At 67.8% G+C, this 26,207-nt stretch carries 21 protein-coding genes and 4 tRNA genes; 17 read left to right on the top strand and 8 right to left on the bottom strand.

The genetic code is table 11. The annotated features are described in order from the left end of the window. The first annotated feature begins 99 nt into the window (after window positions 1-99). The 3 genes from J2847_RS06870 (at window position 100) to J2847_RS06860 (ending at window position 2,503) form a co-directional block, all read left to right on the top strand. A complete protein-coding gene (locus J2847_RS06870; protein ID WP_209778144.1) occupies window positions 100-414 on the top strand; it encodes a hypothetical protein in 315 nt (104 codons plus the stop codon). 946 nt (window positions 415-1,360) lie between these two features. Next, a complete protein-coding gene (gene otsB, locus J2847_RS06865; protein ID WP_209778142.1) occupies window positions 1,361-2,179 on the top strand; it encodes a trehalose-phosphatase in 819 nt (272 codons plus the stop codon). Window positions 2,180-2,263: 84 nt separating this feature from the next. After that, window positions 2,264-2,503, top strand: a complete 240-nt coding sequence (locus J2847_RS06860) for a hypothetical protein (protein ID WP_209778140.1) — start codon at window positions 2,264-2,266, stop codon at window positions 2,501-2,503. 16 nt (window positions 2,504-2,519) lie between these two features. Here the strand turns inward: J2847_RS06860 and J2847_RS06855 are convergent, their stop codons facing one another. The 5 genes from J2847_RS06855 to J2847_RS06835 all read right to left on the bottom strand — a co-directional run bounded on the left by J2847_RS06855 (window position 2,520) and on the right by J2847_RS06835 (window position 7,760). Continuing rightward, window positions 2,520-3,233, bottom strand: a complete 714-nt coding sequence (locus J2847_RS06855) for an ABC transporter ATP-binding protein (RefSeq protein WP_209778139.1) — start codon at window positions 3,231-3,233, stop codon at window positions 2,520-2,522. Further along, complete coding sequence (locus J2847_RS06850; protein ID WP_209778137.1) at window positions 3,230-3,982, bottom strand: ABC transporter ATP-binding protein; 753 nt, start codon at window positions 3,980-3,982, stop codon at window positions 3,230-3,232. Before J2847_RS06850 ends, J2847_RS06855 begins: the two co-directional genes overlap by 4 nt. Further along, window positions 3,979-5,823 (bottom strand): ABC transporter permease, encoded by a 1,845-nt coding sequence (locus J2847_RS06845; protein WP_209778135.1) that lies wholly within the window; start codon window positions 5,821-5,823, stop codon window positions 3,979-3,981. The genes J2847_RS06850 and J2847_RS06845 overlap by 4 nt, the downstream gene beginning before the upstream one ends. 43 nt (window positions 5,824-5,866) lie before the next feature. Further along, entirely contained in the window at window positions 5,867-7,105 is a 1,239-nt protein-coding gene (locus J2847_RS06840) for an ABC transporter substrate-binding protein (protein WP_411800564.1), read from the bottom strand. A 211-nt stretch (window positions 7,106-7,316) separates the two neighbouring features. After that, window positions 7,317-7,760 carry a MarR family winged helix-turn-helix transcriptional regulator gene (locus J2847_RS06835; protein ID WP_209778134.1) on the bottom strand — a complete coding sequence of 148 codons (444 nt, stop codon included), beginning with the start codon at window positions 7,758-7,760 and terminating at the stop codon, window positions 7,317-7,319. A 919-nt stretch (window positions 7,761-8,679) separates the two neighbouring features. On the opposite strand from J2847_RS06835, the gene J2847_RS06830 reads away from it, so the two are divergent. Together J2847_RS06830 and J2847_RS06825 are read left to right on the top strand one after the other, a co-directional pair. Then, complete coding sequence (locus J2847_RS06830; protein WP_209778132.1) at window positions 8,680-9,957, top strand: outer membrane beta-barrel protein; 1,278 nt, start codon at window positions 8,680-8,682, stop codon at window positions 9,955-9,957. 276 nt (window positions 9,958-10,233) lie between these two features. Then, entirely contained in the window at window positions 10,234-10,815 is a 582-nt protein-coding gene (locus tag J2847_RS06825; protein ID WP_209778131.1) for a polysaccharide biosynthesis/export family protein, read from the top strand. A gap of 69 nt (window positions 10,816-10,884) precedes the next feature. Here J2847_RS06825 and J2847_RS06820 read toward each other — a convergent pair whose 3' ends face one another. The 3 genes from J2847_RS06820 to rlmB form a co-directional block, all read right to left on the bottom strand. After that, window positions 10,885-11,148, bottom strand: a complete 264-nt coding sequence (locus tag J2847_RS06820) for a hypothetical protein (RefSeq protein WP_223677769.1) — start codon at window positions 11,146-11,148, stop codon at window positions 10,885-10,887. Window positions 11,149-11,271: 123 nt separating this feature from the next. After that, a tRNA-Thr gene (locus tag J2847_RS06815) sits at window positions 11,272-11,346 on the bottom strand. A gap of 69 nt (window positions 11,347-11,415) precedes the next feature. Continuing rightward, window positions 11,416-12,279 carry a 23S rRNA (guanosine(2251)-2'-O)-methyltransferase RlmB gene (rlmB, locus tag J2847_RS06810; protein WP_209778129.1) on the bottom strand — a complete coding sequence of 288 codons (864 nt, stop codon included), beginning with the start codon at window positions 12,277-12,279 and terminating at the stop codon, window positions 11,416-11,418. A gap of 140 nt (window positions 12,280-12,419) precedes the next feature. Between rlmB and J2847_RS06805 the strand changes: the two genes are divergently transcribed. From J2847_RS06805 to rpoC, 12 genes are all read left to right on the top strand, one after another. After that, window positions 12,420-12,505: transfer RNA gene (locus tag J2847_RS06805), tRNA-Tyr, on the top strand. A gap of 66 nt (window positions 12,506-12,571) precedes the next feature. Further along, window positions 12,572-12,645 (top strand) — tRNA-Gly (locus J2847_RS06800). A gap of 80 nt (window positions 12,646-12,725) precedes the next feature. Further along, complete coding sequence (gene tuf, locus J2847_RS06795; protein ID WP_085555137.1) at window positions 12,726-13,916, top strand: elongation factor Tu; 1,191 nt, start codon at window positions 12,726-12,728, stop codon at window positions 13,914-13,916. Window positions 13,917-14,042: 126 nt separating this feature from the next. Beyond that, window positions 14,043-14,118: transfer RNA gene (locus J2847_RS06790), tRNA-Trp, on the top strand. Window positions 14,119-14,188: 70 nt separating this feature from the next. Next, window positions 14,189-14,386: a preprotein translocase subunit SecE gene (gene secE / locus J2847_RS06785; RefSeq protein WP_085555147.1), complete on the top strand. Its 198-nt coding sequence runs from the start codon at window positions 14,189-14,191 to the stop codon at window positions 14,384-14,386. A gap of 2 nt (window positions 14,387-14,388) precedes the next feature. Next, window positions 14,389-14,919 (top strand): transcription termination/antitermination protein NusG, encoded by a 531-nt coding sequence (nusG, locus tag J2847_RS06780; RefSeq protein ID WP_085555146.1) that lies wholly within the window; start codon window positions 14,389-14,391, stop codon window positions 14,917-14,919. Window positions 14,920-15,065: 146 nt separating this feature from the next. Further along, entirely contained in the window at window positions 15,066-15,500 is a 435-nt protein-coding gene (gene rplK, locus J2847_RS06775; RefSeq protein ID WP_085555145.1) for a 50S ribosomal protein L11, read from the top strand. A 3-nt stretch (window positions 15,501-15,503) separates the two neighbouring features. Next, window positions 15,504-16,217, top strand: coding sequence for a 50S ribosomal protein L1 (rplA, locus tag J2847_RS06770; protein WP_209778128.1), 714 nt, complete (start codon window positions 15,504-15,506; stop codon window positions 16,215-16,217). A gap of 275 nt (window positions 16,218-16,492) precedes the next feature. Next, window positions 16,493-17,014 (top strand): 50S ribosomal protein L10, encoded by a 522-nt coding sequence (rplJ, locus tag J2847_RS06765; protein WP_085555143.1) that lies wholly within the window; start codon window positions 16,493-16,495, stop codon window positions 17,012-17,014. 73 nt (window positions 17,015-17,087) lie between these two features. Continuing rightward, window positions 17,088-17,462 (top strand): 50S ribosomal protein L7/L12, encoded by a 375-nt coding sequence (gene rplL / locus J2847_RS06760; protein ID WP_085555142.1) that lies wholly within the window; start codon window positions 17,088-17,090, stop codon window positions 17,460-17,462. Window positions 17,463-17,710: 248 nt separating this feature from the next. Further along, on the top strand, window positions 17,711-21,904 hold the full coding sequence (rpoB, locus tag J2847_RS06755) for a DNA-directed RNA polymerase subunit beta (RefSeq protein WP_085555141.1): 4,194 nt from the start codon (window positions 17,711-17,713) through the stop codon (window positions 21,902-21,904). A 100-nt stretch (window positions 21,905-22,004) separates the two neighbouring features. Then, on the top strand, window positions 22,005-26,177 hold the full coding sequence (rpoC, locus tag J2847_RS06750; RefSeq protein ID WP_085555140.1) for a DNA-directed RNA polymerase subunit beta': 4,173 nt from the start codon (window positions 22,005-22,007) through the stop codon (window positions 26,175-26,177). Window positions 26,178-26,207: the final 30 nt, after the last annotated feature.

Below are 26,207 nucleotides of genomic sequence, written 5' to 3'. Positions count from 1 at the left end.
CGCGGCCGGCTTTCCGGCGGAACACTTTGTTTTGAAAGCGTTCATGCGCATGGCGCGGGTCTTGCTTCCGCTTCCGGCGGATGGAACGGGAGCGAGCCCATGATGCGGAAGAAGCTGGAAACACGAGGTGTGGCGGCCCGGATCTCTTTGCATTTTGCAAACCGGAACGCAACGAAGGCTGATGACGCCGAAAGGCGTTTGCATTTTGCAAACAGAAGGGAGGCCGGGCGTGGCCTTGAGCAGGCCTGCGCCAGCCTTCAGGATGCGGCGGAGGAGTTGGAAACGGTTCTCGCGCGGCTGCGGAGGCCGGACGAGCGGGCCGATCTGCACGAGGCCATCGGGGCGATCATGGAGACGATGCAGTTGATCACCGCGACGCACGCGCGTCTGGTGCCGGCCGCCGCGGCGGAATGAGCGGGCGCTCCCAAGAATCCATGTCGCGGGCGCTGGCCCCGGATGCGCGAAAGGGCGGCTTCGGAGATCGAAGCCGCCCTTTCGCGTTGCACGGTTCGCGGTGAACCGGAAACCGTGTCAGTCGGTGATGGTCTGCCAGAAGAAGAACACGACGGCCAGAACCATGATGGCGATGTCCATGGGGAAAACTCCTGGAATCGGGGTGGGGGCGAGGTTCGGCCGTTTCTATACGACAGATCGCGGAGCGGGGGCAGGGCTTCCGTGCGCCTGCGGCCTTTTTTCTCCCCTCGCGGGATAAGGACGGTGCGTGTACGAAATTTTTTCCGCGATGGACCGCGGCGCCATGGACGCCGATCCTATGCGGTCGTCAGACCGGCGGTTTTCCACCCCGCTTGTCCAGAGCGTCTGTGGCGGTCTGAAAAGGGCTGGAGATCAACGGTTTGTTCGATATCCAAAGCGTTGCGGCGCCGTATGGACGGTGGTGGCAACGCGATGGGGTGACAAGCCGTCTGACAAGTTGCGCCGATTCGCGGGGAGGCGCCCCGGCCTTATGACTTTTGTGAGGGGTTGCGTTCCCCCCGGGCTTTCTGGCAGAAAAAAGGCCGCTGAACACAGCGGCCTTGGAGTTTAGGGAGGAAACGCCCAAGAAGGGCGAAGCAGCAATCGCTTGCTGCACTGCAAAAATAACAAAACCACGGGGACCCGCAACCCCAAAGCAACGGCCCCTCGCAGGGGCCGAAGTTTTTGAGGGGTTTCTGTTGCCGATCCGCCACAAGATGCCCACTGCGGTCCGGTGAGTGACGCGGATTTGGGCAGTTCCGCCGGACCTTTCCGATCTTCCCGGCGTTTCCCGGACATGGCCGGCGCGTGACGCGGCCTGTCCGCGGGCCTGACGGCCCTTCCGGCAACGGCACGAGCCTTCCGGCAACGGCATGAGGATGCTCCCTTGCAATCAGCCCCCCCGTCCGCGCTCGCCGAGTTCGACGCGTTCCTCGCGGTTCTGGGCGACCGACGCCCGGCCCTCTTCCTCGATTACGACGGCACGCTGGCGCCGATCGCGCCGCGGCCCGAACTGGCGGTGTTCGACGGGGAGGCCCGCGCGGTGGTGCGGCGGCTGTCGGCGCTCTGCACGGTCGCCTTCGTCAGCGGCCGCGATCTCGACGATCTCGCCGCGATGGTCGGGGTGGAGGGGCTGGTCTATGCCGGCAGCCACGGCTTCGACATCCGTGGGCCGGAGCTGCGCACCCAGGTGGGGCTGGAGTATCTGCCCGACCTCGACACGGCGGAGATCGGGTTGCGCTCCCGGCTGGACGAGACGCTCGCCGCCGGCGTGCTGATCGAGCGCAAGCGTTTCGCCATCGCCATCCACACCCGTCAGGCCGATCCGGCGGTCAAGCCACGGGTGGCCGACACGGTGCGGGCGCTGGCGGCCGAACGGCCGCGCCTGCGCGTCACCGGCGGCAAGGAGCTGCTGGAGCTGCGGCCGAACCTGCCCTGGGACAAGGGGCGGGCGGTGCTGGCGCTGCTCGACGCGCTGGGGCTGCGCGAGGCCGGCACGCTGCCGGTGTATCTCGGCGACGACGAGACCGACGAGGACGCCTTCCGGGCGCTGGCCGGCCGTGGAGCTGGCCGTGGAGCTGGCCATGGGCTGGGCATCCGCGTGATGGACCCGCCGGCGCCCACCGCCGCGACCTGGAGCCTGCGCGACCCGGCGGAGGCCGCCGCCTTCCTCGGGCGGCTGGCCGACCGGCTGGCGCAGGGGTGAGCCGCCCGCCGCGACCGGCATTCAGGAAGAATTCACGAAGGCGGCGTTAGGCTCGGACCGACGCCGCCGCGAAAGCCCGCCATCATGGACATCGGTTCCGCCACCACCGCGCCCTCGCTCCTCCAGCCGCAGGCGGCCGCGCTCGGCGGCTTGCAGGACGCGCAGGCGCGCGTCGCCGACGCGTCGGAGCAGCTGGCGGCGGGCAACCTCGATCCGGCGGTGATCGTCGACGTGACCTCGGCGCGGATCGATTTCGCCGCCAACGCCAAGGTGCTGGAAACCACCCAGGAAAACACCAGGCGGCTGCTCGACATGCTGGCCTGACGGCAGGCTCTCCAGGTCAGAGCGCCAGATAGGCCCGCCGCGCCGCTTCGTCGGCCATCAGCTCCGCCATCGTGCCGGTCCAGCGGACGCGGCCCTTCTCGATGACGCTGGCGCGGTCGGCGACGGCGGCGGCGAAGGACAGGTTCTGTTCCGACACCAGCACCGACAGCCCCTCCGCCTTCAGGCGGCGCACCGCCTCGGCCATCTGGCGGACGATGATCGGCGCCAGCCCTTCCGACGGCTCGTCGAGCAGCAGCAGCGACGGGTTGCCCATCAGCGTGCGGGCCAGCGTCAGCATCTGCTGCTCGCCGCCGCTCATCCGCGTGCCGCGCCGGCCGCGCATCTCCGCCAGATTGGGGAAGAGGGCGAAGAGACGCTCGGGCGTCCAGGCCGGAGCACCGGGGCGGGGCGGCTGGCGGCCGACCTCCAGATTCTCCTCGACCGTCAGGTCGGCGAAGATGCGCCGGTCCTCCGGCACATAGCCGACGCCGAGCCTGGCGATGCGGTGCGGGGGCAGGGCGGCGATGGCGCGGTCCTCGAAGGCGACCCGGCCGGCGCGCTGCCCGACCAAGCCCATGATCGCCTTCAGGGTGGTGGTCTTGCCGGCGCCGTTGCGGCCCATCAGGGCGACGACCTCGCCGCGCCCGACGGTGAGGTCGACGCCGGTCAGGATGTGGGCGCGGCCATACCATGCCTCCAGCCCGGCGACGTCGAGAAGGGGCGCGGTCATGCCTCGTCTCCGAGATAGACGGACTGCACGCGGGCGTCGGCGCGCACCGACTCAGGGGTGCCCTCGGCGATCGGCCGGCCACGGTCGAGCACCAGCACGCGGGTGGCGTGGCCGAACACCACGTCCATGTCGTGCTCGGTGAACAGCACGGCGAGGCCGCGCTCGCGCACCAGCGACGCGGTCAGCGCCATCAGCTCCAGCCGCTCGAACGGCGCCATGCCGGCGGTCGGCTCGTCCATCAGCAGGATCTTCGGGTCGCCCGCCAGCGCCATCGCCAGCTCCACCCGCTTCAGGTCGCCGTAGGCCAGCACGCCGCAGGGGCGGTCGGCCTGGGCGTCCATGCCGACGCGGGCGAGCAGGGCCAGCGCCTCGTCGCGGAAGCAGGCCGAGGCCGGGCGCCACAGGCCGAACAGCCGGCGCGCCCGCGACAGGAGGACCATCTGCACATTCTCCGCCACCGTCATCGAGGCGAAGGTGGCGGTGATCTGGAAGGTGCGCCCGACGCCCAGCGCCCAGATGCGGCGCGGCGGCAGCCCGACCAGCTCGGCGCCGTCGAGCCGGACCGATCCCGCGTCGGGGCGCAACTGGCCGTTCAGCAGGTTGAAGCAGGTGCTCTTGCCGGCGCCGTTCGGGCCGATCAGCGCCAGAAGGTCGCCCGATTCCAGCGTGAAGGACACGCCGCTCACCGCCCGCACCCCGCCGAAGGAGCGGTGGAGGTCGCGCACCTCCAGGCGATTCGCCGCGCTCACGCCCGCCTCCGCCGGTCGGCCAGGACATCCGCCAGGAAGCCGACGATGCCCTTGGGGAACAGCAGCACCAGCGCGACGATGACAAGGCCGAGCGCCAGCCGCCACAGCTCGGTCATCCGCATCACCTCGGCCTCCAGCAGGTGGAAGACCGCCGCCCCGGCCAGCGGGCCGGCGACGGTCTGGATGCCGCCCATCAGCACCATCACCAGCGCGTCGACCGACACCGGCACCGCCATCAGGGTGGGGAAGACGCTGCCCTTGGAAAAGGCGTAGAGCCCGCCGGCCAGCCCGGCCGCCGAGCCGGCCAGCGCGAAGGCCAGCCACTGGTGCCGCCGCACGTCGATGCCCACCGATTCGGCGCGCAGGGCCGAGTCGCGGCCGGCGCGCAGCGCGTAGCCGAAGGGAGCGAAGGCGGCGCGGCGCAGCAGCGCCAGCGCCCCGGCGCAGAGCCCCAGCGTCAGCCAATAATAGGCAGCCTTGCCGGCGGCCCAGGGCGGCGGCCAGACGCCGACGATGCCGTTGTCGCCGCCGGTGAAGCCGTACCATTGGAAGGTGACCGACCAGACGATCTGGGCGAAGGCCAGCGTCAGCATCGCGAAATACAGCCCCGACCGCCGCACGCAGAACCAGCCGGCGATGAGCGCCCCGATTCCGGCGACGAGCGGTGCCGCCGCCAGCGCCAGCGGCATCGGCGCGCCCAGATGCTTCACCAGCAGCGCGGCGCCGTAGGCGCCCAGCCCGAACCAGGCGGCGTGGCCGAAGGAGACCAGCCCGCCCAGCCCGATCAGCAGATGCAGGCTCGCCGCCAGCAGGGCGAGGATGACCATCTCGGTCAGCACGATCAGCGCGTAGTCGCCGGCCACCAGCGGCACCAGCGCCAGCGCGGCCAGCAGCAGCGCGGCGCCCCAGCCGGCGCCGCGCCCGGCGGTCAGCGGCGGCGCCAGCGCGGCGGGGGCGGTCGGCGGCGTCTCCTCCGCCCGGCCCATCAGCCCGTGCGGGCGCAGCACCAGCACCACCGCCATGAACAGGAAGACCAGCACCAGCGTGATCTGCGGAAAGACCAGGATGCCGAAGGCCTGCAACTGGCCGATCAGCAGCGAGGCGAGGAAGGCGCCGGTCAGGCTGCCCATGCCGCCGACCACGACGACGACGAAGGCCTCGACGACGATGGCCATGTCCATGTGCAGGTTGACCGCCTCGCGCGGGACCTGGAGCGCGCCGCCCAGCCCGGCCAGCGCCGAGCCGAGGAACAGCACGCCGGTGAACAGCCGCGCCGGGTCGACGCCCAGCGCCGAGGCCATGTCGCGGTCCTGGGTGGCGGCGCGGACCAGCGTGCCCCAGCGGGTGCGGTTGAACAGCAGCCAGAGCAGCCCCAGCACCAGCGGCCCCAGCCCGATCAGCATCAGGTCGTAGAGCGGGAAGGGCTGGCCGAGGATCTCGACCGATCCCTTCAACCCCGGCGCCCGCCGGCCCAGCAGATCCTCCGACCCCCAGATCCAGGAGGCGGCGTCCTGCAACACCAGGACGACTCCGAAGGTGCCGAGAAGCTGGAACAGCTCCGGCGAGCGGTAGAGCCGCCGCAGCAGCGCGACCTCCATCAGGGCGCCCAGCGCGCCGGCCCCCAGCGCCGCCGCCACGACGCTGGCCCAGAAGCCGCCCACGCCGGTCCCGAACCGCTCGACCAGCGACCAGCCGAGATAGGCGCCGAGCATGTAGAAGGAGCCGTGCGCGAAATTGACGATCCGCGTCACCCCGAAGACGATGGTCAGCCCCGACGACACCAGGAACAGGGTCGCGGCGGTGGCGAGGCCGCTCAGGGCCTGGACGAGCAGGAAGGACATGGACGCTCCCGGGGGAGGATGGGCCGGCCGCTGGCGCCGCCGGTCAGTTCGCCGGCCGCAGCGCGCGCACCGCCTCGTCGCCCGGCAGATAGGCGGCGCCGTCGGCGTAGCGCCAGTCCTTCATGGTGCCGCGCCCGTCCTTCACCGTGGTGGTGCCGACATAGGCGCCCATCGTCGCCTGATGGTCCGAGGCGCGGAACACCACCGGGCCGAAGGGGCTGGAGATCGACAGGCCGCTCAGCGCGTCGACCAGCTTCTCCGGATCGGTCGAGCCGGCCTTCTCGACGGCGGCGGCGATCGCCATCAGCGTCGCGTAGCCGACCACCGAGCCCTGGCGCGGCGTTTCCTTGAAGCGCGCGGTGTAGGCGTCGCGGAAGGCCTTGTGCTCCGGCGTGTCGATCTGCTCCTGCGGGTAGCCGGTGACGATCCAGCCCTCCGGCGCCTCGTCCTTCATCGGGTCGAGATACTCCGGCTCGCCGGTCAGCAGGCTGACCACCTTGCGGTTCCGGAACAGGCCGCGCCCCTCGCCCTCGCGCACCAGCTTGGCGAGGTCGGCGCCGAAGGTGACGTTGAAGATCGCCTCGGGGTTGGCGGCCGCCAGCGCCTGCACGGTCGGCCCGGCCTCCAGCTTGCCCTGCGCCGGCCACTGCTCGGCGACGAACTCGACGTCGGGGCGCTTCTCCTTGAGGAGCTGCCTGAACCACGTCACCGCCGACTGGCCGTACTCGTAGTTGGGCGCCACGGTGGCCCAGCGCCTGGCCGGCAGCTTGGCCGCCTCCTCCACCAGCATCGACGCCTGCATGTAGGTGCTGGGGCGCAGGCGGAAGGTGTAGCGGTTGCCCTTGGACCAGGTGATGGCGTCGGTCAGCGGCTCGGCGGCGACGAACGGCACCTTGTTGCGCGCGGCGAAGTCGGCCACCGCCAGCCCGATATGCGAGAAGTAGGTGCCGGCCAGCAGCTCGACCTTCTCGTTGCTCAGCAGCTCCTGCGCGACGCGCACGGCGTCGTCGGGCTTGCCGGCGTCGTCGCGCGAGACGACCTCCAGCTTGCGCCCGCCGAGCAGGCCGCCCCGGGCGTTGACCTCCTCGACCGCGAGCTGCCAGCCCTGGCGGTAGGGGATCGTGAAGGCGGGCAGGCCGGTGTAGCTGTTGATCTCGCCGACCCGGATCGGGGCGGCGGTCTGGGAGGCGCCCTGGGCGAGGGCGGCGGGGGCGTGCCCGGCCAGCGGAGCGAGCAGCGCGGCGGCGCCCAGCAGCGAAAGGGTCTGACGGCGGTTCATCATCCTGCGGGCGTCCCGGCGTTGAAGGTGGCGTTGCGGCAAGGCGGGTTTGCGGACGGAGACGGCTCCGTCCGGCGGCCGCCCCGCGTTCATAGCAAACCTCACGCAAATGTCACCGTTTCAAAGCCGTCCGCTCAAAGCTGTCTTCCCAGAGTTGGCCGCCCAGAGTTGGCCACCCAGAGTTGGATGACCGACGCCCTCCGTCGGCCGGGAGTCACATCAGCCGGGCAAGCAGGCGCAGGAACTGGGCGCGCTCCTCCGCCGACAGCGGCTCCAGGGTCCGGTCATGGGCGGTGGCGGCGTTGGCCATCAGGTCGACGACCAGCGCCTCGCCGATTCGGGTCAGCCGCACGCTGGTGCGCCGCCGGTCCTGCGGGTCGGGATGGCGTTCGACCAGACTGCGCTCCACCAGCCGCAGGATCACGCCCTGGGTGGTCGCCGGATCCATGAAGGTGAGCCGGCCGAGCTGGTTCTGCGACAGCACCCCTTCGCTGTGCAGGGTGGCGAGCGCCGACCATTGCGTCGGGGTCAGCTGGGAATCGCCGATGGTGTCGAGAAAGATCGCCGACGCCCGCTGGTGGGCGCGGCGGAGACGGTGATGCACCTGGACGGCCAGTTGATAGTCGTCCCGGGGCGGCGGTCGGCCGAAGTCGTCCATGGGCATACGCCAATAAAACGCGCCCACCTTCGATCCGGGGGCGAAGGCGAAGCGGGCACGGAGCGCGGCTCCCGGCTGCGAAGACGCCGATTCCTTGTTTCGAATGCGTTGCGTCGTTCAGTGCGTTCCTTGACCCAAAGCGTAGAAAGACAACAGGCCCGGAGCAACCTTCGCGGATGCGGCATAGGGCCACAGTCGCGTGGTCTTCGCCATGCGGCGGCTCAAAGACAACGCCGTCCCCTCCGGCAATGGCGATTCCGGGAAAAAGGGAGGGGTCCGTCGCGATTTCCGGATCGGCCACGGCCTTCTCATGGTTTTTGCTTCGGTGGGTAAGTGTTCGCGGGCGCGCTCTTTTCCGCAGGGGAATCAGGAGGTTGCCCTTCCGGCTGGGGAACTCCGCCCGGTGTGTAGGGCGGCATGTGATCGTCGGACGGGCGTTTGGTGGGCTTTGGCGGCCGGGTGTCGATTGGGCGGGTCATGACGAAGGGTCTCCCTTGCGGCGCGCCATGCGCCGCACCGTTGAACAACCGTCCGCTCCAAGGCCGGGTTCCAAGAGGAGCGCGCGGCTTCTCCAGGCCATGACCCATATTTCTATAGCTTTGGTCTTAGGTCGTTTTTCCGGAACGCCGAGGATTTCGCGGCCGCGGAATCGTTTCCTTGCCGCATGACCGCCGTCTTGTTGCCCTCACACCACAGGCCTCGGCAAAAACCGGCCGGCGTCGGCTTCACTGTTGCGCCATAAGCACGCCTTGTTGTGTCTTTGCGGGACGGGGCCGCATCCGGACGGGTGCGGCGCTCCACACAAGATTGAGGCGCTCTGCTCCAGGGCTCCGGCCGGTCTTCCGATCGGCGGGCGCTTTCGACGGAAAAAGCCGACCGATGTTCGAGCCGACCGATTCCAGCCATGCGCGGTGACCCCATGAAGACCAGCACCCTGTCCCTTCTCGCCCTGGCGTTCGCCTCCACCGGGCTGACCTCGCTTCCGGCCATGGCCCAGCAGCGGGACGACGACCTCCAGCGCGGCGAGACGGTGCTGGAGCGCCGCCGTCCGGAGGTCGAGCAGCTTGGCATCCGCGCCGGCTCCTTCCGCTTCCTGCCCCGCGTCGAGGCCGGCGCCACCTACGACAGCAACGTCTTCGCGACCGAGAACGACAGGAAGCACGACTACATCTGGACCGTGCAGCCGCGCCTCGACATCCGCTCGGACTTCTCCGCCCACGCGCTGAACTTCACGGCCTCGGCCGACGCCGGGCGCTACTCGGACTACTCCAGCGAGAACTACACCGACTACACGGTGCAGGCCGACGGCCGCTACGACGTGACCAAGAGCGGCGCCGTCGACGGCCAGCTCTACCACCGCCGCCGGCACGAGGGCCGCGGCGACATCGACAGCCTCGCCGGTTACGCCGAGCCGGTGAAATACACCGAGAGCGGCGGCGAGGTCGGCTACACCCAGCGCTTCAACCGCCTGCGCGCCCGCCTGTCCGGCACCGCGCAATACTCCGAATACGACGACGTCGGCATCCGTGGCGGCGGCGTCGCCCCCCAGGGCGACCGCGACCGCTGGCAGTACGGCACCACCGCCCGCGTCGGCTACGAATTCATCGAGGGCTACGAGGCCTTCGTCCAGGGCACCTATTCCTGGACCCGCCACCGCCGCGACCGCGACTTCAACGGCGTCAAGCGCGACTCGGACGGCTACGAGGTCGTCGGCGGCATCGCCAGCGAGCTGACCAGCCTGATCACCGGCGAGTTCTACGCCGGCTACCTCGCCCGCAACTACGACGATTCGCGGCTGGAGGATTTCGGCGGCCTGGCGCTCGGCGGCCGGATCAACTGGTCGGTCACCCAGCTCACCACGGTTACCGGCTCGCTCAGCCGCCAGATCCGCGAAACCACCAGCAGCCTCGGCCTCGGCACCGCGTCGAGCTACGAGCGCACCATCCTGGCGGTCGGCGTCGATCACGAGCTGCTGCGCACGCTGCTGCTGAACGGCCGGGCCCAGTACCGCCGCGACGACTTCAATGGCAACAACCGCAAGGACAACATCGCCACGCTGGGCGCCGGCGCCACCTACCAGTTCAGCCGCAACCTCTATTTGACTGGCGGCTACACCTACGAGAAGCGCGATTCGAACGTGTCCGGCCTCGATTATTCGGACAACCTCGTGTATCTGCGCCTCGGCGCTCAGATGTAGTTCGTTTCGCCAAGTACCCGGCCAAGGCACAGGCCGAACGGCAAGGTTGACGAGGGGCGCCTGTCTTGCGACGGGCGCCCCTCCTGCATTCATGGCCTAATCCGCCGGACTCGGTTGCTTTGGCCCGAAGGCGGTAATTCCTCTCCACTTTTTCCCAAGCGCTTGCGAGACGCTAGGCTCCACCCGAGTTCAGGATTGCGTGACCACCGGAAGCCGGGTCGCGCCGCCCGGAAGGGTGCCGATCCGGCCTCCACGAGCCAGGGAAGGGGTTTAGGGATGAATCGACGTCATGTGTTCCGCGCGCTCGGCCGCACCGTGGGGCTGGCCGCGCTCGCCGTCGCCATGGTGGGCTGCGCCGGTGTCGACGCGCCGATGGAGACGTCGGAGGCCGTCCAGTCCACCGACTACCGTCTGGGATCGGGCGACGCGCTGCGCGTGATCGTCTTCGGCGAGGAGCAGCTCTCCGGCGAGTTCCGGGTCGACGGCACCGGCAAGGTCGCGATGCCGCTGATCGGCGACGTGACGGCCAAGAACCGCACCACCGGCGAGGTGGAGAAGGAAATCTCCACCAAGCTGTCGCAGGGCTACGTGCGCGACGCCAAGGTCAGCGTCGAGGTCATGAACCACCGGCCCTTCTTCATCCTGGGCGAGGTGCGCAACCCCGGCCAGTACCAGTTCCAGAACGGCATGACGGCGCTGTCGGCGGTGGCGATGGCCGGCGGATACACCTACCGCGCCAAGGAGGACTTCGTCCTGATCACCCGCGGCAACGACCCCAAGAAGCAGCTGCGCAAGGCGCCGATCACCACGACGGTGATGCCGGACGACGTGGTCCGCATTCCGGAGCGTTATTTCTGATCGGCCGTTCCCGCGTCCGATCGGCCGCCCCCGGGGCCATCACGGTTTCCGGGGAGCTCAGGTGTCCATTCAGGTGTCCAAGGTGTCGCCGCCCTTCTTCTGACCCGGCGGGATGCGCTGGTTCTTCGGAACCACCGAGTCCCGCGCGTCGAAGAGGGGCGCCGTCGTTCCGGCCGCCTCGTCGTCGGTGCCGAGCGGCGCCGCCGCCGGATCGGTCGCCGGCACCTTGTCGCCGGTCAGGCCGCGGTCGATGGCGTCCCGCAGGCGGTGCGGCTCGGCGGTGTGGGGAGCGGGGGCGCCGTGACCGGCGTCGGGCTTGGGAAGCGTCATCATCGGCCTCGCGTCGAACGGATCGGACGGCGCGACCGTCGCGCGCCTGTATCGATCCAACCGGGCCGCGAGGGAATCGGTTCCCGATGCGGGGACGGCGGTGAGGACGGCGGCGGGGGAGGGGAGTGGTGCCGGATACAGGATTTGAACCCGTGACCTTCGGTTTACAAAACCGCTGCACTACCGCTGTGCTAATCCGGCAAGCCCGTCGCTGAGGCGGGCCTACACTAGCGTCCTCCCGCTTCCGGAACAAGCCTTACGCTCGTGGCCTCACGCACGCAGCCGCGCGACCTCGTACAGGGCGACCGCCGCCGCGTTGGACACGTTCAGGCTGCCGACCGGGCCGCCGGTCGGCAGGCGGGCGATGACGTCGCAGCGCTCCATGGTCAGGCGGCGCAGCCCGCTGCCCTCCGCCCCCATCACCAGCACCGTCTTGCCGGTCAGGTCGAGCTGGGCCAGCGTGCCTTTTCCCGACTCGGCCAGCCCGACGCTCCAGAAGCCCGCCTGCTGCAACTCCGCGAGGCTGCGGGCGAGGTTGGTCACCCGCACCAGCGGAACCGCCTCCAGCGCGCCGGACGCGCTCTTGGCGAGCACCCCGGTGGTTTCCGGGGCGTGCCGCTCGGTCACCACCACGGCGCGGGCGCCGAAGGCGGCGGCGGAGCGCAGGATGGCCCCGACATTGTGGGGATCGGTCACCTGGTCGAGCACGACGATGACGGCCTGCGATTCGCCGGCCAGTTCGTTGCAGAGGTCGTCGATCCCGACGTCGGGCAGCGGGGCGACGTCGGCCGCGACCCCCTGGTGCACCGCCCCCGGCGGCATCAGCCGGTCCAGTTCGGTCTTGTCGACGATGGTGAGGCCGGGGCGGCTCAGTCCGGCGGTCCGCGCAGCGGCGAGCGCGCCGTCGAGCGCCGCCCGCCCCGCCTCGGTCGCCAGCAGCCGGTGGACGCGCCGCTCGGGATTCGTCCAGGCCGCCGTCACCGGGTGCAGGCCATAGAGCCAGGCGCCCTGGGCGCCCCGGGGGCCGCCGCCGCCCTTGGACGTCTCCCGGGGCGTCTCCCGGGGCGTGTGCTGGGGCTTGCCGGAGGAACGGTTGCCGGGATGGCCGGAGGAGGGGGGCTTGGAGCGCGTCATGGTACCCGCAAAGAGGAGGGAGGAGCCCGCCGGAACGGCGTAGCGAAGTTTTTTTGTGTGAACCGCCGACGCCGTGTTGACAAGGCCCAAAAAATGGGGATAGTGCCGAACTCCGCGACGGGCTCAGCCCGAAGCGGAACGGAAGGGTGGCCGAGTGGTTAAAGGCAGCAGACTGTAAATCTGCCCGCGTAAGCGTACACTGGTTCAAATCCAGTCCCTTCCACCACTTACATTCCACGGCTTGTCCGTGATCTGGTTTTGCCCCGGACGGTCGCGCCGGCGGGATGGCGAGGCGGGTGTAGCTCAATGGTAGAGCAGAAGCCTTCCAAGCTTACGACGGGGGTTCGATTCCCCTCACCCGCTCCAACCCGCGCGCGCCCCGGCTGAACCGATCCCGGCCGGGCCATGTTGTGCGTCCGGAACGTCGGGAACGAGAGATCAAAGCGATGGCGAAGGCAAAGTTCGAGCGGAATAAGCCGCACTGCAACGTTGGCACGATCGGCCACGTCGACCACGGCAAGACGTCGCTGACGGCGGCGATCACGAAGGTGCTGGCGGAGTCCGGCGGCGCGACCTTCACCGCCTACGATCAGATCGACAAGGCGCCGGAAGAGAAGGCGCGCGGCATCACGATCTCGACCGCCCACGTCGAGTACGAGACGACCAACCGCCACTACGCGCACGTCGACTGCCCCGGCCACGCCGACTACGTGAAGAACATGATCACCGGCGCGGCCCAGATGGACGGCGCGATCCTGGTGGTGTCGGCCGCCGACGGCCCGATGCCGCAGACCCGCGAGCACATCCTGCTGGCCCGCCAGGTCGGCGTTCCGGCGCTGGTGGTGTTCATGAACAAGGTCGACATGGTCGACGATCCGGAGCTGCTGGAGCTGGTCGAGCTGGAAGTGCGCGAGCTGCTCTCGTCCTACCAGTTCCCGGGCGACGACATTCCGATCACCAAGGGCTCGGCCCTGTGCGCGCTGGAAGACCGTTCGCCGGAGATCGGCCGTGACGCCGTTCTCGCGCTGATGAAGACGGTGGACGAGTACATCCCGCAGCCGGAGCGTCCGGTCGACCGTCCGTTCCTGATGCCGATCGAGGACGTGTTCTCGATCTCGGGCCGTGGCACCGTGGTGACCGGCCGTGTCGAGCGCGGCATCGTCAAGGTCGGCGAGGAAGTCGAGATCGTCGGCCTGAAGGCCACGGTCAAGACCACCGTGACCGGCGTCGAGATGTTCCGCAAGCTGCTCGAGTCGGGCCAGGCGGGCGACAACATCGGCGCGCTGCTGCGCGGCACGAAGCGCGAGGACGTCGAGCGCGGCCAGGTTCTGGCCAAGCCGGGCTCGATCACCCCGCACACCAAGTTCAAGGCCGAGGCCTACATCCTGACGAAGGAGGAGGGCGGCCGCCACACGCCGTTCTTCACCAACTACCGTCCGCAGTTCTATTTCCGCACGACCGACGTGACGGGCATGGTCTCGCTGCCGGAAGGCGTCGAGATGGTGATGCCGGGCGACAACATCGCCATGGACGTGGCGCTGATCGCCCCGATCGCCATGGACGAGGGCCTGCGTTTCGCCATCCGCGAGGGTGGTCGCACCGTCGGCGCCGGCGTTGTTGCCAAGATCGTCGAGTGATGCTATAAGCCTGCCTCCCCCGCCGGACGGAAGCCCGGCGGGGACGGTTCAAAAGGCAGGTTGCTTGTGGTAAGTGCTTCCGGTAAAACGCCTTGACCTCTCCCGAGGTCTCGGCCGGACGGCGATAGGAGCGTAGCTCAATTGGTAGAGCACCGGTCTCCAAAACCGGGGGTTGCGGGTTCGAGCCCCTCCGCTCCTGCCATCCCGTCCAGACAATGAATTGGGTAGAAGCGGCACCCTGAAGTCGCTCCGGAGCTCGCACGGTTCGCACGATGGCTAAAGTCAATCCCGCAGAATTCGCGCGCGAGGTCCGCCGCGAGGTTGCCAGGGTCACCTGGCCGACCCGCAAGGAAACTGGCATCACGACCGCCATGGTCTTCGTCATGGTCGTGCTGGCCGCCCTGTTCTTCCTCGTCGTCGATCAGGTGCTGGCGTTCGCCGTTCGCTTGATCCTTGGGCTGGGAGGCTGAGCATGGCCGCGCGCTGGTACGTCGTGCACGTTTATTCGGGTTTCGAGAAAAAGGTCTCCCAGGCGATCCGCGAGAAGGCGGAGCAGAAGGGGCTGGCCGACAAGTTCGAGGAAATCCTGGTCCCGACCGAGGAAGTGGTCGAGGTTCGCCGGGGCTCGAAGGTCAACAGCGAGCGCAAGTTCTTCCCCGGCTACGTCCTGGTCAAGATGGACCTGATCGACGAGACGTGGTCGCTGGTGAAGAACACGCCGAAGGTCACGGATTTCCTGGGTGGCGGCGGCAAGCCGCAGCCGATCTCGCAGCGCGAGGCCGAGCGGATCATCCATCAGGTGCAGGAAGGCTTCGAGCGCCCCAAGCCGTCGATCACCTTCGAGGTGGGCGAGCAGGTTCGTGTGAGCGACGGTCCCTTCACCTCCTTCAACGGCGTCGTCGAGGAAGTCGACGAGGAGAAGTCCCGCCTCAAGGTGGCGGTGTCGATCTTCGGTCGCTCGACGCCGGTGGAGTTGGAGTACACCCAGGTCGAGAAGGTCTGAGGTCCGCGTTCCATTCCGTTTCCCGGAGCTGCCGTCGGCTTGGCCGTCGGTGGCTCCTTCTGTTGCGGTAGGCCCGCCATAGCCGTACCGCGAAACCCCGCGGCGCCGAGCCTGTCTTGCGCGGCGCCGTCTCTGGAGGTTCCCCCATGGCGAAGAAGATCGTCGGTTACATCAAGCTGCAGGTTCCGGCCGGCAAGGCGAACCCGTCGCCGCCCATCGGCCCGGCGCTCGGCCAGCGCGGCCTGAACATCATGGAGTTCTGCAAGGCGTTCAACGCCAAGACGGCGGACCTGGAAGTCGGCATGCCGATTCCCGTGGTCATCACCGCCTATGGCGACCGCACCTTCACCTTCGTGACCAAGACCCCGCCGGTCAGCTACTTCCTGAAGAAGGCCTCGGGCAAGGACAAGGGTTCGACGACCCCCGGCAAGGGCGGTTTCGTCGGCTCGGTCACCACGTCGCAGATCCGCGAGATCGCCCAGAAGAAGATGGTCGATCTGAACGCGCACGACGTCGACGCCGCTGCGACCATGATCGCCGGCTCCGCCCGCTCGATGGGCCTCGAAGTGGTGGAGGGCTGATCCATGGCCAAGCTGGGCAAGCGTCTGACCGACGCCTACAAGAACGTCAACCGTGACAGCTTCTACAACCTCGAGGCGGCCGTCGCGCTGCTGAAGAGCACGTCGAAGACCAAGTTCGACGAGACCATTGAGATCGCGATGAATCTCGGCATCGATCCGCGCCACGCCGACCAGATGGTCCGCGGCGTCGTGAACCTGCCGAACGGCACCGGCAAGACCGTCCGCGTCGCGGTGTTCGCCCGCGGCGCCAAGGTCGACGAGGCCCTGGCCGCCGGCGCCGACGTGGTCGGCGGCGACGATCTGGCCGAGAAGATCCTGGCCGGCAACATCGACTTCGACCGCTGCATCGCGTCCCCGGACATGATGGGCGTCGTCGGCAAGCTGGGCAAGGTTCTCGGCCCGCGCGGCCTGATGCCGAACCCGAAGCTCGGCACCGTGACCCCGGACGTGGCCGGCGCCGTCAAGGCCGCCAAGGCCGGCGCCGTCGAGTTCCGCGCCGAGAAGACCGGCATCGTGCACGCCGGCGTGGGCAAGGCCAGCTTCTCGGAAGAGGCGCTGGTCCAGAACATCCGCGCCTTCGTCGACGCCATCAGCCGTGCCAAGCCGACCGGTGCCAAGGGCCAGTACATCGAGAAGGTCTCGCTGTCCTCGACCATGGGCCCCGGCCTGAAGGTCGACCTCGCCACCGTGTCGGCCCCGGCCGGCGCCTCGGCGTAAGTTTCCGAGTTTTCCCCCTGGCCTCTCCGGAGGCCGGGGGGATCGGGTGGTCACCCTCCGGGCGACTGCCCACCCTGTCCGAGACCGCTGGTGCCCGAATCGTTTCGACGGGAAGGGCTTAAAATTCACCGGCGCAGACGGGAGTTGAACCCGTTCACCACTCCGATGAAAGTCGGAACAGGAACGGCTTGAACTTCTGGGACAGGTTCGCCGGAGTTCCGATCCCTGCCAAGGGGGAGGGGCTCCATGTACACCTCTGTGCAAGGAGGCGATCCGTGGATCGTACACAAAAAGAAGCGACGATCGCGGCTCTGCAATCGAAGCTCCAGGACACGGGCCTGGTGGTGGTCACCCACCATCTGGGCCTGACGGTGAAGGAAGTCACCGACCTGCGTGCGAAGGTTCGGGCTGCTGGCGCCAGCTTCAAAGTGACGAAGAACCGGCTCGCCCGTCGTTCCCTTCAGGGGACGCAGTTCGAAGGTCTGGACGGTCTCTTCAAGGGACCGACGGCGATCGCCTTCTCGAAGGATCCCGTTGCGGCCGCCAAGGTGGTGGCCGACTACGCGAAGACCAACGAGAAGCTCAAGATCGTCGGCGCCAGCCTCGGCACCCAGCTGCTGGACGCGGAGGGGGTCAAGGCCCTCGCCTCGCTCCCGTCGCTGGACGAACTGCGCGGCAAGCTCGTGGGCATGATCCAGACCCCGGCGACCCGCATCGCCGGTGTCCTCCAGGCTCCGGGCGGCCAGGTCGCCCGCGTGCTGGCGGCCTACGCGAAGAAGGACGACGAGGCGGCCTGAGCTGGTTTTCCAGCCGGTCTCTTAGTCACCCGTTTTTTCCATACCCAGAACTCAAGTCGTTTGGAGTAGTACCATGGCTGATCTGCAGAAGCTCGTCGACGACCTGTCGGCCCTGACCGTCCTGGAAGCCGCCGAGCTGTCCAAGCTGCTCGAAGAGAAGTGGGGCGTCTCCGCCGCCGCTCCGGTGGCCGTCGCCGCCGCCGGCCCGGCCGCTGCCGCCGCTCCGGTCGAAGAGCAGACCGAGTTCACGGTGATCCTCGCCGACGCCGGCGACAAGAAGATCAACGTGATTAAGGAAGTCCGCGCCATCACCGGCCTGGGCCTGAAGGAAGCCAAGGACCTGGTCGAAGGCGCCCCGAAGCCCGTCAAGGAAGGCGCCACGAAGGACGAGGCCGCCAAGATCAAGAAGCAGCTTGAAGAGGCCGGCGCCAAGGTCGATATTAAGTAAGACCTTGTTGCGTTACGGTTCATACAGTTCCACGTCGGACGGCGGTCGGCTCCCAAGGGAGCCGGCCGCTGTGCGGCGTTTTCTGCCTTTCGCCGTACCGGGTTCGTCCCGGTGCGGTTCTTTCCGTCCCGATTTTCGGGACGGCCCGCGCGGTCGCCCGCCGGGGTGACCCATTGGGGGCCCGCCCCCCTTGGGAACGGTTGTCGGTCGGTTGAAGCGCATCACGTAGCAGACGTTTGGGGACATCCATGGCCAAATCCTTTACGGGTCGTAAACGTGTTCGGAAGAGCTTCGGGCGCATCCCGGAAGTCACCCAGATGCCTAACCTCATCGAGGTGCAGCGCAGCTCCTACGACCACTTCCTGCAGATGGACATCGCCCCGGAGAAGCGGGCGAACCTCGGCCTTCAGGAAGTCTTCAAGTCGGTGTTCCCGATCAAGGACTTCTCCGACCGCGCCGTGCTCGATTTCGTGAAGTATGAGCTCGAACAGCCGAAGTATGACGTCGAGGAGTGCCAGCAGCGCGGCATGACCTTCGCCGCCCCGCTGAAAGTGACGCTGCGCCTGTCGGTCTTCGACATCGAGGAAGACACCGGGCTGCGCTCCATCCGCGACATCAAGGAGCAGGACGTCTACATGGGCGACATGCCCCTGATGACGGCCAACGGCACCTTCGTCATCAACGGCACCGAACGCGTCATCGTCTCGCAGATGCACCGCTCGCCGGGCGTCTTCTTCGACCATGACAAGGGCAAGACCCACTCGTCGGGCAAGTATCTGTTCGCCGCCCGCGTCATCCCCTACCGCGGCTCCTGGCTGGACTTCGAGTTCGACGCCAAGGATCTCGTCTACGTCCGCATCGACCGCCGCCGCAAGCTGCCCGCCACGACCCTGCTCTTCGCGCTCGACGGCGCGGAGACTGAGGCGCTGCGCGCCGAGCGCAAGGCCAACCGCAAGGACCTGCTGCCCTACGAGGCGCAGGGCATGGCCAAGGAAGAGATCCTCAACTACTTCTACGAGACGATCACCTACACGCGCTCGGCCGGCGGTTGGAAGACCCCGTTCAACGTCGACCGCATGAAGGGCGTCAAGCTCGTCTCCGACCTGATCGACGCCGCCACCGGCGCCGTCGTCGCCGAGGCCGGCGCCAAGATGACGCCGCGCGTCATCAAGAAGCTGGTCGAGGCCGGCCTGACCGAGCAGCAGGTCTCCACCGAGGAGCTGACCGGCCGCTATCTGGCCGTCGACATCATCAACGAGCGCACCGGCGAGGTGCTGTTCGAGGCGGGCGACGAGCTGTCGGCCAGCGATCTCGACAAGCTGGAGAAGACCGGCGTCGACGAGCTGCCGGTGCTGGCGATCGACCACCTGAACGTCGGCGCCTACATCCGCAACACGATGAACGCGGACCGCAACGCCAGCCGCGAAGACGCGCTGATCGACATCTACCGCGTCATGCGTCCGGGCGAGCCGCCGACCCTGGAGTCGGCCGAGGCGCTGTTCTCCGGCCTGTTCTTCGACAGCGAGCGCTACGACCTCTCGGCCGTCGGTCGCGTGAAGATGAATGCGCGCCTGAACTTCAAGACCGACGACCAGATGCGCGTTCTCCGCAAGGAGGACATCCTGGAGATCCTGAAGGTTCTGGTGAACCTGAAGGACGGCCGCGGCGAGATCGACGACATCGACCATCTCGGCAACCGTCGCGTCCGCTCGGTCGGCGAGCTGATGGAGAACCAGTACCGCGTCGGCCTGCTGCGCATGGAGCGCGCGATCCGCGAGCGCATGAGCTCGGTCGAGATCGACACGGTCATGCCGCACGACCTGATCAACGCCAAGCCGGCCGCCGCCGCCGTGCGCGAGTTCTTCGGCTCGTCGCAGCTCTCGCAGTTCATGGACCAGACCAACCCGCTGTCCGAGATCACGCACAAGCGTCGTCTCTCGGCTCTCGGGCCGGGCGGTCTGACCCGCGAGCGCGCCGGCTTCGAGGTGCGCGACGTGCACCCGACCCACTACGGCCGCATCTGCCCGATTGAGACGCCGGAAGGCCCGAACATCGGTCTGATCAACTCGCTGGCGACCTACGCCCGCGTGAACCAGTACGGCTTCATCGAGAGCCCCTACCGCAAGGTGGTGGACGGCCGCGTCACCAACGACGTCGTCTATCTCTCGGCGATGGAGGAGGGCCGCTATGTCGTCGCCCAGGCGAACGCCGAGCTGAACGCGGACAACACCTTCGCCAACGACCTCGTGTCGTGCCGCCAGGGTGGCGAGTACCTGATGTTCCGGCCCGAGGCGATCGACCTGATCGACGTCTCGCCCAAGCAGCTCGTCTCCGTCGCCGCCGCGCTGATCCCGTTCCTGGAGAACGACGACGCGAACCGCGCGCTGATGGGCTCGAACATGCAGCGTCAGGCGGTGCCGCTGGTCAAGGCCGACGCTCCGCTGGTCGGCACCGGCATGGAGGCGACCGTCGCCCGCGACAGCGGCGTGACCATCGTCGCCAAGCGCTCCGGCGTCATCGACCAGATCGACGCGACCCGCATCGTCGTCCGCGCCACCGACAGCTCGGACAGCACGGCGCCGGGCGTCGACATCTACAACCTGCTGAAGTTCCAGCGCTCCAACCAGAACACCTGCATCACCCAGCGTCCGCTGGTGAAGGTGGGCGACCGGGTGAAGGCCGGCGACATCATCGCCGACGGCCCGTCGACCGATCTGGGCGAGCTGGCGCTCGGCCGCAACGTGCTCGTCGCGTTCATGCCGTGGAACGGCTACAACTTCGAGGACTCGATCCTCATCAATGAGCGCATCGTCAAGGACGACGTCTTCACCTCGATCCACATCGAGGAGTTCGAGGTCATGGCCCGCGACACCAAGCTGGGCCAGGAGGAAATCACCCGCGACATTCCCAACGTCGGCGAGGAAGCCCTCAAGAACCTCGACGAGGCCGGCATCGTCTACATTGGCGCCGAGGTCCGTCCGGGCGACATCCTGGTCGGCAAGGTGACGCCGAAGGGCGAAAGCCCGATGACGCCGGAAGAGAAGCTGCTGCGCGCCATCTTCGGCGAGAAGGCGTCCGACGTCCGCGACACCTCGCTGCGCCTGCCGCCGGGCGTCGTCGGCACCATCGTCGAGGTCCGCGTCTTCAGCCGCCGCGGCGTCGACAAGGACGAGCGCGCGCTCGCCATCGAACGCGCCGAGATCGAGAAGCTGGCCAAGGACCGCGACGACGAGCGCGGCATCCTGGAGCGCAGCTTCTACACCCGCCTCAAGGAAGTGCTGATCGGCCAGACGGCACAGGCCGGCCCGAAGGGCATGAAGGGCGGCACGGTCCTCACCGACGAGGTGCTGGGCGGCCTGTCGAAGGGCCTGTGGCGCCAGATCTCCATCGCCGACGAAACGGTGATGGAGAATGTCGAGAACCTCGCCAAGGTGTTCGACGACTCGATCAAGGCGCTCCAGGACCGCTTCGAGAACAAGGTGGACAAGCTCCAGCGCGGCGACGAGCTGCCGCCGGGCGTGATGAAGATGGTCAAGGTCTTCGTCGCGGTGAAGCGCAAGCTGCAACCGGGCGACAAGATGGCCGGCCGTCATGGCAACAAGGGCGTCGTGTCGCGCATCATCCCGCAGGAGGACATGCCCTACCTGGAGGACGGCACCCCCGTCGATCTCGTGCTGAACCCGCTGGGCGTGCCCTCGCGCATGAACGTCGGTCAGATTCTCGAGACGCATCTGGGCTGGGCCGCGTCGGGCCTCGGCAAGCAGATCGGCCGCGCGGTCGATCAGTACCGGCTCGCCATCCGCCAGAAGGCGGACGGGGCGCCGCAGCTGGAGGCCCTGCGCTCGACGCTGAAGACCTCCTACGGCGAGGCGACCTACGCCGAGGACATCGCCGACATGACCGACGGCGAGATCCTGGAGCTGTCGGGCAACCTGCGCAAGGGCGTGCCCTTCGCGACCCCGGTCTTCGACGGCGCCCGCGAGGAGGACATCTGCGTCCATCTGGAGCGGGCCGGCTTCGACCGATCGGGCCAGTCGACTCTGACCGACGGGCGCACCGGCGAGACCTTCGACCGCAAGGTCACGGTCGGCTACATCTACATGCTGAAGCTGCACCACCTGGTGGACGACAAGATCCACGCCCGCTCGATCGGTCCCTACTCGCTGGTCACGCAGCAGCCGCTGGGCGGCAAGGCCCAGTTCGGCGGCCAGCGCTTCGGTGAGATGGAGGTCTGGGCGCTGGAAGCCTATGGCGCCGCCTACACGCTGCAAGAAATGCTGACGGTGAAGTCGGACGACGTGTCCGGCCGCACCAAGGTCTACGAGGCGATCGTCCGCGGCGACGACAACTTCGAGGCCGGTATTCCGGAGTCGTTCAACGTGCTGGTCAAGGAGTTGCGCTCCCTCGGCCTGAACGTCGAACTGAACCAGCGGTCCTACTGAGTCCGTTTGACGTGACCAAAGCCCCGGAACGGCCGACCGCCGCTCCGGGGCCACGCACTGCCCTTAACCGACAACGCGGCGCTGCCAGCGGGAGACGGTCATGAACGAGTTGATGAATATTTTCGGCCAGGTCCAGGGCCCCCAGAGCTTCGACCAGATCCGCATCCAGATCGCCAGCCCCGAGCGCATCCGCTCCTGGTCGTTCGGCGAGATCAAGAAGCCGGAAACCATCAACTACCGCACCTTCAAGCCGGAGCGCGACGGTCTGTTCTGCGCGCGGATCTTCGGCCCGATCAAGGACTACGAGTGCTTGTGCGGCAAGTACAAGCGCATGAAGTACCGCGGCATCATCTGCGAGAAGTGCGGCGTCGAGGTCACGCTGTCGAAGGTCCGGCGCGAGCGCATGGGCCACATCGAGCTGGCCTCGCCGGTCGCCCACATCTGGTTCCTGAAGTCGCTGCCGAGCCGCATCGGCCTGCTGCTCGACATGACGCTCAAGGATCTGGAGCGCATCCTCTATTTCGAGAACTACGTCGTCATCGAGCCGGGCCTGACTCCGCTGAAGCTGCACTCGCTGCTCAGCGAGGAAGACTTCATGAACGCCCAGGACGAGTATGGCGAGGACGCCTTCACCGCCTCGATCGGGGCGGAGGCGCTGCGCATCATGCTGTCGGCGCTGGATCTCGAGGAAGAGAAGAAGACCTGCCGCGAGGAGCTGCGCGACACCAACTCGGAGGCCAAGCGCAAGAAGCTGGTCAAGCGCCTCAAGCTGATCGACGCCTTCATGGCCTCGCAGTCGCGCCCGGAGTGGATGATCCTGGAAGTCGTTCCGGTGATCCCGCCCGAGCTGCGTCCGCTGGTCCCGCTCGACGGCGGCCGCTTCGCCACCTCGGATCTGAACGACCTGTACCGCCGCGTCATCAACCGCAACAACCGCCTCAAGCGGCTGATCGAGCTGAAGGCGCCGGATATCATCGTCCGCAACGAGAAGCGCATGCTTCAGGAAGCGGTTGATGCGCTGTTCGACAACGGCCGCCGCGGCCGCGTCATCACCGGCGCCAACAAGCGTCCGCTGAAGTCGCTGTCCGACATGCTGAAGGGCAAGCAGGGCCGCTTCCGTCAGAACCTGCTCGGCAAGCGTGTCGATTATTCGGGCCGCTCGGTCATCGTCGTCGGTCCTGAGCTGAAGCTGCACCAGTGCGGCCTGCCCAAGAAGATGGCGCTGGAGCTGTTCAAGCCCTTCATCTACGCCAAGCTCGAGCTGTACGGGTTGGCCTCGACCATCAAGGCCGCCAAGCGGATGGTCGAGAAGGAGCGTCCCGAGGTCTGGGACATCCTGGAGGAGGTCATCCGCGAGCATCCGGTGATGCTGAACCGCGCGCCGACTCTCCACCGTCTCGGCATCCAGGCCTTCGAGCCGACGCTGATCGAAGGCAAGGCGATCCAGCTGCACCCGCTGGTCTGCACCGCCTTCAACGCCGACTTCGACGGCGACCAGATGGCCGTGCACGTCCCGCTGTCGCTCGAAGCGCAGCTGGAAGCGCGCGTCCTGATGATGTCGACCAACAACATCCTGTCGCCCGCCAACGGCAAGCCGATCATCGTGCCGTCGCAGGACATCGTGCTCGGCATCTACTACATCTCGATGGACCGCCCCGGTGAGAGGGGCGAGAACATGGTGTTCGCCAACGTCTCGGAGATCGAGCAGGCGCTGAACGCCAAGGTCCTGTCGATCCACGCCAAGATCAAGGCGCGTTACGTCGGTGTCGACGACGAGGGCAACGAGAAGATCTCGATCGTCGAGACGACCCCCGGCCGCATGCTGATGTCGGAGATCCTGCCGCGTCACCCGAACGTGCCCTTCTCGCTGATCAACCGCGTCCTGACCAAGAAGGACGTCGGCAACGTCATCGACGCCGTCTACCGCCATTGCGGCCAGAAGGAGACGGTGATCTTCGCCGACCGGCTGATGAAGCTGGGCTTCGGCCACGCCTGCCGCGCCGGCATCTCGTTCGGCAAGGACGACATGGTCATCCCCGAGGCTAAGACCCGTCTGGTCAACGAGTCGAAGGAGCGGGTGAAGGAGTTCGAGCAGCAGTATCTCGACGGCCTGATCACCCAGGGCGAGAAGTACAACAAGGTCGTCGACGTCTGGTCGGAGTGCACCGAGAAGGTCGCCTCCGAGATGATGAAGGCCATCTCGACCACCGAGGCCGGCAAGCCGGTCAACTCGGTCTACATGATGGCCCACTCCGGCGCCCGTGGCTCGGCCGCGCAGATCCGCCAGCTGGCCGGCATGCGCGGCCTGATGGCCAAGCCGTCGGGCGAGATCATCGAGACGCCGATCATCTCGAACTTCAAGGAAGGCCTGACCGTGCTGGAGTACTTCAACTCCACCCACGGCGCCCGCAAGGGTCTGGCCGACACCGCCTTGAAGACGGCGAACTCCGGTTACCTCACCCGCCGTCTCGTCGACGTGGCGCAGGACGCCATCATCGTCGAGCATGACTGCGGCACGACCAAGGGCATCACCGTGAAGGCGGTGATCGACGGCGGCGAGGTCATCTCGCCGCTGGGCGACCGCATCCTCGGCCGAACCGCGGTCGGCGACGTGATCGACCCGCTGAACGGCGAGCTGATCATCGAGGATGGCGGCCTGATCGACGAGCCGACGGTCGACCGCGTCGAGCGCTCGGGCATCGACAGCGTCTTCATCCGCTCGGTGCTGACCTGCGAGACCAAGGACGGCGTCTGCGCCAAGTGCTACGGCCGCGATCTGGCCCGCGGCACGCTGGTGAACACCGGCGAGGCGGTCGGCGTCATCGCGGCGCAGTCGATCGGCGAGCCCGGCACCCAGCTGACGATGCGCACCTTCCACATCGGTGGCGCGGCGCAGCGCGGCGCCGAGCAGAGCCAGGTCGAGGCGGTGTTCGACGGCACGGTGCGGATCAACAACCGCAACGTCGTCATCAACTCGTCCGGCATCCCGGTGGTCATGGGCCGCAGCACCGAGGTCGTCCTGCTCGACGAGCAGGGCCGCGAGCGGGCGCGTCACCGCGTGCCCTACGGCGCCAAGCTGCTGGCCGACGACGACGTCAAGGTCGAGCGCGGCCAGAAGCTGGCCGAGTGGGACCCCTACACCCTGCCGATCATCACCGAGCGCGCCGGCACCGCGCGCTACATCGACCTCGTGGAGGGCATCTCCATGCGCGAGGTGATGGACGAGGCGACGGGCATCAGCTCGAAGGTGGTGGTGGATTGGCGCCAGCAGCCGCGCGGCGCCGATCTGAAGCCGCGCATCGCGCTGGTCGACGACCGGGGTGAACTCATCACCCTGCCGAACGGCCTGGAAGCCCGCTACTTCATGTCGGTGGACGCCATCCTCTCGGTGGAGAATGGCGCCGAGGTCCAGGCCGGCGACGTGCTGGCGCGCATCCCGCGCGAATCGTCGAAGACCCGCGACATCACGGGCGGTCTGCCGCGCGTGGCCGAGCTGTTCGAGGCGCGCCGTCCGAAGGACTTCGCGATCATCTCGGAGATGAGCGGCCGCGTCGAGTTCGGGAAGGACTACAAGACTAAGCGGCGCATCGTTGTCCGCAACGACGAATCGGGGGACGAGAAGGAGTATCTGATCCCGAAGGGCAAGCACATCTCGGTGCAGGAGGGCGATTACGTCGAGCGCGGCGACCTGCTGATGGACGGCAACCCGGTGCCGCACGACATCCTGGCGGTGATGGGCGTGGAGGCTCTGGCCAACTACCTCATCAACGAAATCCAGGACGTCTACCGGTTGCAGGGCGTGAAGATCAACGACAAGCACATCGAGGTGATCGTTCGCCAGATGCTGCAAAAGGTCGAGATCACCGACGCCGGCGAGACCACCTTCCTGGTGGGCGAGCAGGTCGACCGTCAGGAGTTCGACGAGGAGAACGAGAAGACCGCCGCCGAGGGGCTCCAGATCGCCGCCGGCCATCCGGTGCTCCAGGGCATCACCAAGGCCAGCCTCCAGACGCGCTCCTTCATCTCGGCCGCGTCGTTCCAGGAAACCACCCGCGTCCTCACGGAAGCGGCCGTCGGCGGCAAGGTCGACAACCTGGAGGGCCTCAAGGAGAACGTCATCGTCGGCCGCCTGATCCCGGCCGGCACGGGCTCCGTGGTGAATCGCCTGAAGCAGATCGCCGCCGAGCGCGACCGCGAGGCGGAGCTGGAAAGCGGCATCGCGGAGGACACTCCGGCCCTGCCGCAACCCGGCGAGGAGAGCACGGCGGCCTGAGAGCCTCCGTCATAGGGTAGGGGAGGGGGC

It is taken from the genome of Azospirillum agricola, assembly GCF_017876095.1.
GTDB classification, from domain to species: domain Bacteria; phylum Pseudomonadota; class Alphaproteobacteria; order Azospirillales; family Azospirillaceae; genus Azospirillum; species Azospirillum agricola.
This window is presented reverse-complemented; position numbering and strand designations above follow the sequence as displayed.

Bases quoted from the DNA above. Each gene is read 5' to 3' on its own strand.
- J2847_RS06870 (WP_209778144.1), top strand. From the start codon at position 100: ATGATGCGGAAGAAGCTGGAAACACGAGGTGTGGCGGCCCGGATCTCT.
- J2847_RS06860 (WP_209778140.1), top strand. From the start codon at position 2,264: ATGGACATCGGTTCCGCCACCACCGCGCCCTCGCTCCTCCAGCCGCAG.
- J2847_RS06855 (WP_209778139.1), bottom strand. From the start codon at position 3,233: ATGACCGCGCCCCTTCTCGACGTCGCCGGGCTGGAGGCATGGTATGGC.
- J2847_RS06845 (WP_209778135.1), bottom strand. From the start codon at position 5,823: ATGTCCTTCCTGCTCGTCCAGGCCCTGAGCGGCCTCGCCACCGCCGCG.
- J2847_RS06840 (WP_411800564.1), bottom strand. From the start codon at position 7,105: ATGATGAACCGCCGTCAGACCCTTTCGCTGCTGGGCGCCGCCGCGCTG.
- J2847_RS06835 (WP_209778134.1), bottom strand. From the start codon at position 7,760: ATGGACGACTTCGGCCGACCGCCGCCCCGGGACGACTATCAACTGGCC.
- J2847_RS06830 (WP_209778132.1), top strand. From the start codon at position 8,680: ATGAAGACCAGCACCCTGTCCCTTCTCGCCCTGGCGTTCGCCTCCACC.
- J2847_RS06825 (WP_209778131.1), top strand. From the start codon at position 10,234: ATGAATCGACGTCATGTGTTCCGCGCGCTCGGCCGCACCGTGGGGCTG.
- J2847_RS06820 (WP_223677769.1), bottom strand. From the start codon at position 11,148: ATGATGACGCTTCCCAAGCCCGACGCCGGTCACGGCGCCCCCGCTCCC.
- rlmB (WP_209778129.1), bottom strand. From the start codon at position 12,279: ATGACGCGCTCCAAGCCCCCCTCCTCCGGCCATCCCGGCAACCGTTCC.
- tuf (WP_085555137.1), top strand. From the start codon at position 12,726: ATGGCGAAGGCAAAGTTCGAGCGGAATAAGCCGCACTGCAACGTTGGC.
- secE (WP_085555147.1), top strand. From the start codon at position 14,189: ATGGCTAAAGTCAATCCCGCAGAATTCGCGCGCGAGGTCCGCCGCGAG.
- nusG (WP_085555146.1), top strand. From the start codon at position 14,389: ATGGCCGCGCGCTGGTACGTCGTGCACGTTTATTCGGGTTTCGAGAAA.
- rplK (WP_085555145.1), top strand. From the start codon at position 15,066: ATGGCGAAGAAGATCGTCGGTTACATCAAGCTGCAGGTTCCGGCCGGC.
- rplA (WP_209778128.1), top strand. From the start codon at position 15,504: ATGGCCAAGCTGGGCAAGCGTCTGACCGACGCCTACAAGAACGTCAAC.
- rplL (WP_085555142.1), top strand. From the start codon at position 17,088: ATGGCTGATCTGCAGAAGCTCGTCGACGACCTGTCGGCCCTGACCGTC.
- rpoB (WP_085555141.1), top strand. From the start codon at position 17,711: ATGGCCAAATCCTTTACGGGTCGTAAACGTGTTCGGAAGAGCTTCGGG.
- rpoC (WP_085555140.1), top strand. From the start codon at position 22,005: ATGAACGAGTTGATGAATATTTTCGGCCAGGTCCAGGGCCCCCAGAGC.